9 protein-coding genes are annotated in these 10,970 nt (G+C 76.9%); 6 read left to right on the forward strand and 3 right to left on the reverse strand.

The genetic code is table 11. The features are described 5' to 3' along the window. Nucleotides 1-187 precede the first annotated feature (187 nt). Nucleotides 188-1,027, reverse strand: a complete 840-nt coding sequence (locus ASF50_RS16745) for a maleylpyruvate isomerase family mycothiol-dependent enzyme (protein WP_056905249.1) — start codon at nt 1,025-1,027, stop codon at nt 188-190. 56 nt (nt 1,028-1,083) lie between these two features. Next, the gene (locus tag ASF50_RS16750) at nt 1,084-2,868 is read right to left on the reverse strand and encodes a GAF domain-containing SpoIIE family protein phosphatase (protein WP_056905250.1); all 1,785 of its coding nucleotides are present in this window, start codon (nt 2,866-2,868) and stop codon (nt 1,084-1,086) included. A gap of 158 nt (nt 2,869-3,026) precedes the next feature. Between ASF50_RS16750 and ASF50_RS16755 the strand changes: the two genes are divergently transcribed. From ASF50_RS16755 to ASF50_RS16775, 5 genes are all read left to right on the forward strand, one after another. Further along, nucleotides 3,027-4,856 carry a thioredoxin-like domain-containing protein gene (locus tag ASF50_RS16755; RefSeq protein ID WP_056905251.1) on the forward strand — a complete coding sequence of 610 codons (1,830 nt, stop codon included), beginning with the start codon at nt 3,027-3,029 and terminating at the stop codon, nt 4,854-4,856. Then, nucleotides 4,853-5,389 carry a GNAT family N-acetyltransferase gene (locus ASF50_RS16760; RefSeq protein WP_235557720.1) on the forward strand — a complete coding sequence of 179 codons (537 nt, stop codon included), beginning with the start codon at nt 4,853-4,855 and terminating at the stop codon, nt 5,387-5,389. The genes ASF50_RS16755 and ASF50_RS16760 overlap by 4 nt, the downstream gene beginning before the upstream one ends. Before the next feature lie 95 nt (nt 5,390-5,484). After that, entirely contained in the window at nt 5,485-6,372 is an 888-nt protein-coding gene (locus ASF50_RS16765) for an MOSC domain-containing protein (protein WP_235557721.1), read from the forward strand. 578 nt (nt 6,373-6,950) lie between these two features. Continuing rightward, nucleotides 6,951-8,303 (forward strand): GNAT family N-acetyltransferase, encoded by a 1,353-nt coding sequence (locus ASF50_RS16770; RefSeq protein WP_056905254.1) that lies wholly within the window; start codon nt 6,951-6,953, stop codon nt 8,301-8,303. Next, nucleotides 8,300-9,148 carry a JmjC domain-containing protein gene (locus ASF50_RS16775; RefSeq protein ID WP_056864926.1) on the forward strand — a complete coding sequence of 283 codons (849 nt, stop codon included), beginning with the start codon at nt 8,300-8,302 and terminating at the stop codon, nt 9,146-9,148. Before ASF50_RS16770 ends, ASF50_RS16775 begins: the two co-directional genes overlap by 4 nt. A 197-nt stretch (nt 9,149-9,345) precedes the next feature. Here ASF50_RS16775 and ASF50_RS16780 read toward each other — a convergent pair whose 3' ends face one another. Then, nucleotides 9,346-9,948, reverse strand: coding sequence for a LysE/ArgO family amino acid transporter (locus ASF50_RS16780; RefSeq protein ID WP_056905255.1), 603 nt, complete (start codon nt 9,946-9,948; stop codon nt 9,346-9,348). A 70-nt stretch (nt 9,949-10,018) separates the two neighbouring features. Here ASF50_RS16780 and ASF50_RS16785 point away from each other — a divergent pair, with 70 nt between their 5' ends. Continuing rightward, nucleotides 10,019-10,933, forward strand: a complete 915-nt coding sequence (locus ASF50_RS16785; protein WP_056905256.1) for a LysR family transcriptional regulator ArgP — start codon at nt 10,019-10,021, stop codon at nt 10,931-10,933. Nucleotides 10,934-10,970 lie beyond the last annotated feature (37 nt).

The following is a 10,970-nucleotide window of genomic DNA, read 5'->3' on the forward strand; positions in this document are numbered from 1 at the left end:
GGTGTGGGTGTCGGGCTGGTGTCGGGCTGGTCGTGGTGGGGCTGGTCGTGGTGGGGCTGGGAGGGCGGGTGCGGGGATCTCGAGACGGTCGCTGGCGCTCCCTCCTCGATCGCCGTGGGTGCCGGTGCGTGGCCGCTCCCCCTCGATCGCCGAGGAGGTGTCGGTCGTCGCGGGGCGACGAGACGGGTCAGGGGGTGGTGGCGATGCGGGCGAGGAGGGTCTCGGCGAGGTCGGCGTCGCCCTCGACGACCAGCCGGCCGTCGGCGCGCAGGCCGGCGAGGGTCTCGGTGCCGTGCAGGCGGCCACCGGCCAGGCGCACGAAGGTGCCGCGGTCGGTGCGCAGCCGCAGGGTCGGGTCGGCGGGGGCGGTGTCGAGGCGGTGGCCGCGGCCGTCCTCGCCGATCCCGAAGGCCTTCGGTGCGTGACCCTCCAGCTCGAGGACCAGCGTCGTGCCGGGGGCGGCGCCGGCGCGCTTGGCCAGCACGAAGCCGAGGCCGTCGGAGAGGTAGTCGGCGGTGTGCACCGCGGCCGGGGAGTCCTCGCCGCCGGGGCGTCCGACCGCGTCGCGCACGTCCTGCTCGTGCAGCCACACGTCGAGCGGGCGGTTGCGCAGCAGCGTGCGCCAGTCCCAGGGCACGCCGCCGAAGACCACCTCGGGTCGCGCCGAGGCGTCGGTGGGCGGGTGCTCCTGCAGCCACGCGTGGCGGGCGGCCGTGGCGCGGCGGATCTCGTCGACGAGGGCCGCGGGCTGCGTCGTACGCCGGTTGACCACGCCGATCTCGGTGTAGTGGCCCATCACGCCGCGCGCGTGGGCGGGCTCGCCGACCTCGGCGGTCTCCTCCTCGCCCGTGGCGAGCACGGTCTCGAGGTGGGCGACGTGGGCGGCCACGGCGCGCACGTCCCATCCGGGCAGCGCCGTGGGGCGCTCCCAGTCCTCGTCGGAGAGGGAGTCGAGCAGCGTGGTGAGGTCCTCGACGGCGCTCCACCACACCGCGACCCACCCGGCCAGCAGCTCACGGTCGTCCATGCCGTCACCCTAGGGCCCGCCCGGTCGCCGGCCGGGGCGTCCGGCCGGTGGACCCCTCAGCCCGTGAACCGTACGGCGAGCAGCGCCACGTCGTCGTCGTGGGCGTGGTCGCTGTCGTCGGCGGCGTCGGCCAGCACGGCGTCGAGGAAGTCGGGCAGCGCCAGCGCGTGGTGGCGCGCGGCGACGGCGGCGAGGCGGGCCAGGCCGGCGTCGATGCTCTCGCGGCGGCGCTCGATGAGGCCGTCGGTGTAGAGCAGCAGCGTGGAGCCCGCCTCCACCCGCGCGGTGTGCTCGCGGCGCTCGACGGTGGCGTCGACCCCCACCATGAGGTCGGCCGGCTCGGGGGCGAGCAGGCGGGCGGTGCCGTGGGGGTCGAGCAGCAGCGGCGGCACGTGGCCCGCGTTGGTCCAGCGCAGCACGGCGTCTCCGGGCCGGGCACCGTCGCCGGTGTCGGGCTGCACCCACAGGTGCACCAGGGTGGCCATGCCCTCGACGCCCAGGTCGCGCATGGCGGCGTCGAGGCGCGAGACGTTCTGCGCGGTGGCGTCGCCGTGCGACCAGGTCAGCGCGCGCAGCATCGTGCGCAGCGTGCCCATGGTGGCGGCCGCGGCCACGTCGTGGCCCACGACGTCGCCGATCATCAGGCTCGTGGCGCCTGAGGCGAGGGTGACGGCGTCGTACCAGTCGCCGCCCACCTGGTCGCGCTCGGCCGCGGGGCGGTAGCGCGCGGCGAGGCTGAGGGCGCCGCCCTCGGGCAGTCGTGGCAGCAGGGCCCGCTGCAGCGTCACCAGCGAGTCGGCCTGCGACCCGGTGAGCAGGGCGCGGCGGGCGGCCTGCGCGGTGTAGGCGGCGAGCGCGCCGAGGGTGACGAGCTCGTCGTCGGTGAGGACGCGCCGCTCCTCCCAGACCAGCGCCATCGAGCCGAGCACCTCGCCGCGCTCGACGAGCGGCCAGAAGCTGCGCGCCTGGCCGACCTGCTCGCTGTAGTCGAGGGTGGGGTAGCGGGCGTTCTGGGTCGCTGCGTCGGCGAAGCTGAGCGGGCGCTGCTCCAGCACGCTCTCCCCGACGGGGTTGGAGTCGTCGAGGCCCAGGGCGTGGTTGAGCCGCGCCGAGCCCCAGGTGTCGCCCGCGGGGCTGACGTAGCGCAGCATCCCCCGGGTCGCGGGCTGGGCCAGCGGCAGGTCGGCGGAGCGGATCGGGTCATGGGCGTCGGTGACCCACAGGCCGGCGCGGATGCAGCCGAGCTGCTCCAGGGCGGTGCGCTGGAGCGCGGCGGCCACGTCGGTGAGGGTGAGGGTGGCCGAGAGGGCCTCGCTGAGCGCGAGCAGCACCCGGCTGCGGCTGGAGAGGTCGTGGGCGCGACGCGCCGACTCCGAGGCCAGCTCGCGCAGCCGGCGCTCCGACAGCGCCGCCGAGCAGGCCGCGGCGACGTCCTCGAGCACCGCGAGGTCGTCCTCGCTCCAGGCCCGGGGCCGGTGGTCGATGGCGCACAGCGAGCCGACCACGAGCCCGGCGTGGTCGGTGAGCGGCCAGCCGGCGTAGGCGATGACGTCGAGGTCGACGACCGCGCCGTTGGTGCGCAGCCGGTCGTCGAGGCGGGTGTCCTCGATGACCAGGGGGGAGGCGTCGGCCACGACGTACTGGCACACCGAGTGCGACAGCGGGGTCTCGCGCACGGCCTCGACCTCGGCCGGCAGGCCCACGGCGCCGGGGAACCACTGCCGCTCGGGCTCGACCAGGGTCACCAGCGCCACCGGCACGTCGAGCAGGCGCTGCACCATGCGGGCATACGCGTCGTACGGCGCAGGGTCGAGGACCCCGGTCGTGACGACGCTGCTCATCGGCGGGGTCTCCTCGGTGTGGACAGGGTCGACGGTACCGCCTGCCGAGCCTCCCACCTGCGTCTTCGGCGGTTCTCCCCAGGCTGGCCCGCACGCGCCCGGCGCCCTCCCCCCGACCGTCGGGGCGCCCTCCTGCGCACCCTCCTAGGCTGGAGCCCATGAGTCGTCGACCCCGTGTGCGCGCCCCCGAGCTGGTCGGGCGCGGCTGGCTGAACACCGACGGGCCGCTGGCCCTGCGCGACCTGCGCGGCCGTTTCGTGCTGCTCGACTTCTGGACCTTCTGCTGCGTCAACTGCCTCCACGTGCTCGACGAGCTGCGCCCGGTGGAGGAGCAGTGGGCCGAGGAGCTCGTCGTGGTCGGCGTGCACTCCCCGAAGTTCGTCCACGAGGCCGACCCCGACGCCCTGGCCGCCGCGGTGGAGCGCTACTCCGTGCACCACCCGGTGCTCGACGACCCCGACCTGGTCACCTGGCAGGCCTACACAGCCCGCGCCTGGCCGACCCTGGTGCTCATCGACCCCGAGGGCTACGTCGTCGCGCAGTACGCCGGGGAGGGCCACGCCCACGCCGTCGCCGCCCTGCTCGAGGAGCTCGTCGCCGAGCACCGCGAGCGAGGCACGCTGCAGCCGGCCGGGTCGCCCTACGTGCCGCCCGTGGTCGAGCCCACCGACCTGCGCTTCCCGGCCTCGGCGGTGCCGCTGCCGGGCGGGTCGGTGCTGGTGGCCGACGCCGGCCACGACGAGGTGGTCGAGCTCGACGCCGACGGCGCGGTGGTGCGCCGCGTCGGCGGCTTCCGCGAGCCCAACGGGCTGTGCCTGGTGCCGTCCGACCTGGCTGCCGAGGTGGGCTACGACGTCGTCGTCGCCGACACCGTGGGCCACCGGCTCCAGGGGCTGACGCTGGCCACCGGGGAGACCCGCGTGCTCGCCGGCGACGGCCACCAGGCCACCGACCTCGACGGCACCAGCCGGCTCTCCTCCCCGTGGGACGTCGCCTGGTGGCGCGGGCGGGTCTGGATCGCCATGGCCGGGGTGCACCAGCTGTGGACCTTCGACCCCCGCACCGGCGACGTCGAGGTCGCCGCCGGCACCACCCACGAGGGCCTCCTCGACGGGCCGGGGCCCGAGGCGTGGTTCGCGCAGACCTCGCGGCTGGCCCCCGCGGGCGACCGGATGTGGCTGGCCGACTCCGAGACCTCCTCGCTGCGCTGGATCGACGCCGACGGCCAGGTCGGCACCGCGGTCGGCTCCGGTCTCTTCGAGTTCGGCTTCCGCGACGGGGCGGGCGGTGCCGACGGGCCCGCGCTGCTGCAGCACCCGCTCGGCGTCACGGTGCTGCCCGACGGGAGCGTCGCGGTGTGCGACACCTACAACGGCGCCGTGCGGCGCTGGGACCCCGCGACCGGCCGGCTCACCACGCTCGCCACCGACCTGGCCGAGCCCAGTGCGGCGTACGTCGAGGTCGGCGGCGCGACCGACGCCGCCGACGACGCCGCCGACGACGCTGGCGCTGTCGGCGGCGACGCCGGCGACGCCGCCGTGCTCGTCGTCGTGGAGTCGACCGCCCACCGGCTGACCCGGGTGCCGCTGGGCCGCGAGGTCGCCCGGGCCGGGGGGTTCGCCCACGTCACCCAGCGCCCGGTCACCGAGGTCGCCGGCGGCGTGGAGCTGGTGGTGAGCTTCGAGCCGCCGCCGGGGCAGAAGGTCGACGACCGCTTCGGCCCCGCCGCCCAGCTGGTGGTGGAGGCGACGCCGCCCGCCCTGCTGCGCTCGGGCTCGGGCCGCGGCACCGACCTGACCCGCGTGCTCGAGCTCGACCCCCACGTGGGGGAGGGCGTGCTCCATGTGGCGGCGCGCGCCGCCTCGTGCGACGCCGACGGCGGCGAGGGCGCGGCCTGCCGGATGCACCAGCAGGACTGGGGCGTGCCGGTGCGGATCGCCGCCGGAGCCCCCGCCGTGCTCGAGCTGCCGCTCGGGGGTGCCTCGTGAGCGCTGCTGCCGACCGGGCCGCGGACGCCCGGGGCGTGCGTCTCGACCCGGTCACGGGGGAGAACATCGACGCCCTCCTCGAGGTCGCCGTGCGCCCCGACCAGGAGCACTTCGTCGGCTCGGTCGCGAAGTCGCTGGCCGAGGCCTACGCCCACGGTCCGGTCGCCTGGCCGCGGGCGATCGTCGCGACGCGGCCCTCGGGCGAGGAGGTCGTCGGCTTCGTCATGGCCTTCCTAGACGTGGAGTGGGACGACGACCCCGCCGACGTCCGCAGCGGTCTGTGGCGGCTCAACGTCGACGCCGCCCACCAGGGTCGCGGCCACGGCGCCGCCGCCGTGCGGGCGGTCTGCGCCGAGCTCCGCTCGCGGGGCTGCTCGGCGGCCTACGTCACCTACCACGAGGGCCCCGGCAGCCCCGCCCCCTTCTACGCGGGCCTCGGCTTCGTCCCCACCGGCGAGCTCAGCGAGGGTGAGACCGTCGCCCGCCTCGACCTCCACCAGGACGCCACCGGCCCGGACTCGCGGGACGCGTAGGCGCGGCGGGCCGCACGCTCCGGTCGACCTGCGGGCGAGGCGGCGTCGCGCCGTGCTCGCGTGCCGCGGCGCCCGTGGCGACTAGCCTCACCGTCGTGAGCGCCACCCTCCGGTCGATCCACCGCTACCCGGTCAAGTCCTGCCGCGGCGAGAGCCTCGCCGAGGCGGCCGTCGAGCCCTGGGGCCTCGCGGGCGACCGGCGCTGGATGTTCGTCGACCCCGACGGCGACGCGCTCACCGCGCGCGAGGTCAACGGGCTGCTGCTCGTGCGCCCCGAGGAGACGGCGTACGGCGTGCGCCTGCACGCCCCCGGCGCCGAGCCGCTCGACGTCGCCCTGCCCGCCGGAGCCGAGCGGGTCACCGCGCACCTGTGGGGGTCGGTGCTCGACGTGGCCGTCGCCGGGCGCGACGCCGACGACTGGAGCGCCCGCGTGCTGGGGCGCCCGGCCCGGCTGGTACACCTCGACGACCCGGCCCAGCGCCCGACCGACCCCCGTTTCTCGGGCGAGGACGACCGGGTGTCGCTGGCCGACGGCTACCCGCTCCTCGTCACCACCGAGGCCTCGCTGGCCGCCCTCGACGACGCCGTGCTCGAGCGCAGCCAGGAGACCCACCAGCCCGCCGGCGAGCCGCTGGGCATGACCCGCTTCCGTCCCAACCTCGTCGTCGCCGGCACCAGCGCCTGGGCCGAGGACGACTGGCGCCGCGTCCGGGTCGGCGACGTCGTGCTCCGCGCCGTGAAGGGCTGCGCGCGCTGCGTGATGACCACCGTCGACCCCGACACCGCCGAGCGCGGCCGCGAGCCGATCGCCTCCCTGGCCCGGATCCGCCGCTGGGACGGCGCCACGTGGTTCGGGGTCAACCTCGTGCCCGACCTGACCGGTCTCCCCGCCGGGACGCCACCGCCGGTCGTGCGCGTGGGCGACCCCGTCGTCGTCCTCGAGGCCGCTGCGCCCGGCGGCGGACCCGTGCGCCCCGCCTGAGCCCTCGGGCCTGAGCCCTCGGGCCTGGACCCTCGGGCCTGACGCGTGGATCGCACGCACCAGCCGCCTGTGATCCGCGCGTCGAGCCTGCGCTCGCGGCGTGGCGGCGACCCGGCCCGGACGGCCTCTCCGCGTGCTAGGGGGAGGGGCACAGCCGTGCCCCTCCCCCTAGCACGCACGGACGGTCTCCCCGCCCGAGCCAGGATCCTCTCGGGCCCGGCGTCCGGTCACCGGGCCCGCCGCCGGGCTCGCTCCACCGGGCTCGCCCCGCCTGGCCCAGCCGCCCGGCCCATCCGTTCGGCCCGTCAACCCGCGCCGCGTGCCCGGCCCTCAGCCCCCGCCGCGCGGCGCAGCCGGCTCCAGCCCCTGCCCGCCTGCTCAGCCGTCCCGCCCGCCTCGCAGCGACTCGGCCCGGGCCGGTCGCGACGTGACCGGGGTCGCCCCACCCCGGGGGGCTGGCTCCGTTTGCTGCTGGGAGCCCGGGGTATACCAGAGCGCGGGGGGAGGGGTTCCGCGTGCCGCGGCGCCCCTCGACTCGGCTCCCGTGCGAACCCGACGCCTCGCCCGATGGAGCCCTCGTGTCCCCCAGCGCCCCCCACGCCGCTCGCCCGGCCGGGCAGCTGGTCGACGCCGCGCCCGCTGGAGGGCTGGTCGCCGACTGGCGCGACCTCGCCGCGCGTGCGCGCCACGCCAACCCCTTCCACGGCCCCGACATGCTGCCGCCGGCGCTGCGCCACCTGGGCGGCGAGGACGTGCGGCTCCTGACGGTGCGCGACGACGCCGGCCGCCTCGCGCTGCTGCTGCCCGTGGCCGGCCGCCGTCGCCACCGCCGCCTGCCCGTGCGGGCGACCACGACCTGGCAGCACACCCAGCACTTCCTCGGCACCCCGCTCGTGGCGCCGGAGCTCGGCGTCGACGGGTGGCGTACGGCGCTCGAGCGCCTGGCCCGCGACGGCGAGGACCCCTGGCTGGTGCTGACCTCCCTCGACGCCGACGTGGCCCGCGACGTCGAGGCGGCGGCGGCCCGGACCGGTCGCTCGACCCGCCGCCTGGACTCCCTCCAGCGGGCGGTGACCCGCCGCGACCCGACCGGGGCCCCCTCGCCCGACCACCCCGTCGACCACCCCGTCGACCACCCTGTCGACCACCCTGTCGACCACCCCGTCGACCACCCCGTCGACTACGTCGCCCGGCAGCTGCCGGGCAAGCGCCGCAAGGAGCTGCGCCGGGTGTGGCGCCGCCTCGACGAGAGCGTCGGCGGCGGCCTGCAGGTCGTCGACCTGGCCGAGGCCGGCCACGCCGACGAGGGTGTCGAGACGTTCCTGCGTCTCGAGGCCGCCGGGTGGAAGGGCGCCGACGGCGGCGCCATCGCCCACCACGCCGACCAGCGGGCGTTCTTCATCGGGGCCTGTCGCGCCCTCCACGCCCGTGGCGCGCTCTCGGTGCTGGCCCTGCTCGCCGGCGACGGCAGCGCCGTCGCGGTGCTCGTCGACGTGCGCGAGGGCGACACGGTCTTCACCTGGAAGACGGCCTACGACGAGCAGCACGCCGCCCACTCCCCGGGCCTGCTGCTCTATGTCGAGCAGCTGCGCCGCTTCCCTGACACCGGCGCCGCGCTGGTCGACACCTGCGCCGACCCCGGGCACCCGATGGCCGACCGCCTGCACCCCGACCGCCGTGAGCTGGTCACCCTCGCCGTCGCGCTGCGGCCCGGGGCCGGCGAGTGGGCGGTCCGCACGGCACCCCGCCTGCTGGAGACCGTCGACGGGGTCCGCCACCGGTGGCGCGCCCGGCACGACCGCCGCGCTGCCGACCGCACCCGCGCCCCCACCGCCGCGACGTCCGCCTCGCCACGCACCACCGCCACCACCGCCACCACCGCCACCACCACCGCCACCGCACCCACGACCCCGGAAGAGGCACGACCATGACCCTGCTCCACCTCGACGAGCAGTCCACCGCCGCCCTGCGCACCGCCGGCGAGACCGGCGAGCCGCAGGAGGTCAGCCACCAGCTGCGCAGCCACGAGCTGCTCACCCTGGAGTCGCTGGCCGACCTCGCGGTGTCGCTGCCGGCCGACAGCATCGAGCACAACGTGGGCGCCCTGCCCGACGTGGTGGCCGACGGCAACGCCCCGCGGCTCGACCTCGAGCTGCGCGAGATGATCCTCGGCCTGGAGACCAACGGCGCGTGGTGCGTGCTCAAGAACGTCGAGCAGGACCCGCGCTACAGCGCCCTCCTCGACGCCTGCCTCGACGAGATCGAGGACCTCGTCTCCGGGCCCGGCCAGGCCTACAACCGCGAGGGCTTCGTCTTCCTCTCCGCCCCGGGCTCGATGACGCCCAGCCACATCGACCCCGAGCACAACGTGCTGCTGCAGGTGCAGGGCAGCAAGACGATGGTCACCGGCACCTGGATGAGCCCCGAGGCGCGCGCGGCCGAGGCAGAGCGCCTCGTGGCCGGCGGTCACCGCAATCTCAAGGCCGACGTGCAGGACCCCGTCGACCACGTGCTCGAGCCGGGCCGCGGCATCTACGTGCCGCCCTACACCCAGCACAAGGTGGTCAACGGCCCCGCGCTGTCGATCTCGCTCTCGGTGACGTGGCGCAGCCCGGCCCTGGCCACCGAGGCCAAGGTGCTGCGCGCCAACTCCTACCTCCGCAAGGCCGGCGTCACCCCCGCGGCCCCCGGCGCCCGCACCGGCGTCGACAAGGCCAAGGCCGGTGCCATCACCGCCGCGGAGAAGGCCAAGGCCGCCCTGCGCCGCGCCCGCTGACCGACGCCGACCGCCACCGACCGACGCGGACTGACGTCGACGGCGACCGACGTCGACCGACCTCGACCGACGCCGACCGACGTCGACCGACGCCGACCGACGCCGACGTCGACGCGGCGGCTGTGGACCCGGGGGAGTGTCGCCGTCGGTGCGACACCGCCCGGGCGCGCGCCGGGTCTGGCGCCCGGGGCCCGGGCTCACCGCAGCGCGAGCGAGACCGCGATCAGCAGCATCACGACGCCGATGACCACGTCGAGCACCTGCCAGGCCCGCGGCCGGGCGAAGAGGCCCGAGGCCAGCCGCGCGCCGTAGCCGAGCCCGGCGAACCACACCACCGACGCCGCGCACGCGCCGGCGGCGAACCACCACCGTCCCTCGGGCCCGTGCGCGCTCGCGATCGAGCCGAGCAGCAGCACGGTGTCGAGGTAGACGTGCGGGTTGAGCCAGGTCAGCGCGGCCGCCGTCGCCACCGTCGAGCCGAGCGCGGCCGACGCGGCGCCGGTGGTGCGCAGCGCCGAGGAGCCGCGGGCGGCGAGCAGCGAGCGCACGCCGTAGGCCGTCAGGAACGCCACCCCCAGCCACCGCACCACCTCGAGGGCGAGCGGGGCGCGCTCGACCAGGGTGCCGATGCCGGCGACCCCGGCGAGGATCAGCACGAGGTCGGAGACCGCGCAGACCGCGACGACGGCCCCGACGTGGCGGCGCAGCAGCCCCTGGCGCAGCACGAAGGCGTTCTGTGCGCCGATGGCCACGATGAGGGAGAGCCCGGTGAGCAGGCCGGCGCCGAGGTCGAGGATCACGGCCCCGACGCTAGGGCCGCGCGATGGTGAAGGCCAGCGAATGATCCTCAGGGTGCCTTAGCGTGGCTTCATGGATCTGCAGCCCGCCCAGCTCGCCGCGCTGGTGGCGATCGCCGACACCGGCAGCTTCGAGGCCGCGGCCCGCGCGCTCAGCGTGACGCCGAGCGCGGTCAGCCAGCGCATCCGCGCGCTGGAGTCGGCGGCGGGCCAGGTCCTCGTCCGGCGTACGGCACCCTGCGCCCCCACGCCCGCGGGCGAGCGGCTGGTGCGGCTGGGGCGCGAGACCAGCCTGCTGTGGGCCGAGGCCCGCGAGGAGCTGAGCGCCAGCGGCGCGGTGGTGGAGCTGCGGGTGGCGGTCAACGCCGACTCGCTGGCCACGTGGTTCGGCGGGGTGCTCGGCGCCGTCGGCGGCTGGCCCGGTGTCGCGCTGCGCCTCGACGTCGAGGACCAGGCCACCTCGACCGACCTGCTGCGCCGCGGCGAGGCCCTGGCCGCGGTCACCAGCGACCCGGTGGCGGTGCAGGGGTGCACGGTGGGGCCGCTGGGGGTGCTGCGCTACCGCCCGGCCGCGTCGCCGGCCTTCGCGGAGCGCTGGGTGCGCGCGGGCCGGGCCGACTGGGCCGCGATGCCGGTGGTGGTCTTCAACGAGAAGGACGCCCTCCAGGACGACCTGCTCGCCGCGCGCGGCCACCCCCGGCCCCCGGTGGTGCACCGCGTGCCGACCTCCGCCGACTTCCACCAGGCCGTGCGCCGCGGGCTCGGCTGGGGGCTGGTGCCCGAGCCGCAGCTCGGGCCCGACCTCGCGTCCGGTCGGCTGGTGCTGCTCGCCGCCGGCGACCGACCGGGCCGCGACCGGGTCGACGTGGCGCTGCACTGGCAGCGCTGGCGGCTCGACTCGCCCCTGCTGGGTCGCCTCAGCGACGTGGTGAGGAGCGAGGCGGCCGCCGCCCTGCGCCCCCTCGCCCGCCCGCGCCACCCGCTGTGACGCCGGGTCGCCCACTCAGCCGCCCCGCCACGACGGG

Origin of the sequence: Nocardioides sp. Leaf307 (assembly GCF_001423135.1) — a bacterium.
Lineage (GTDB): Bacteria > Actinomycetota > Actinomycetes > Propionibacteriales > Nocardioidaceae > Nocardioides > Nocardioides kribbensis.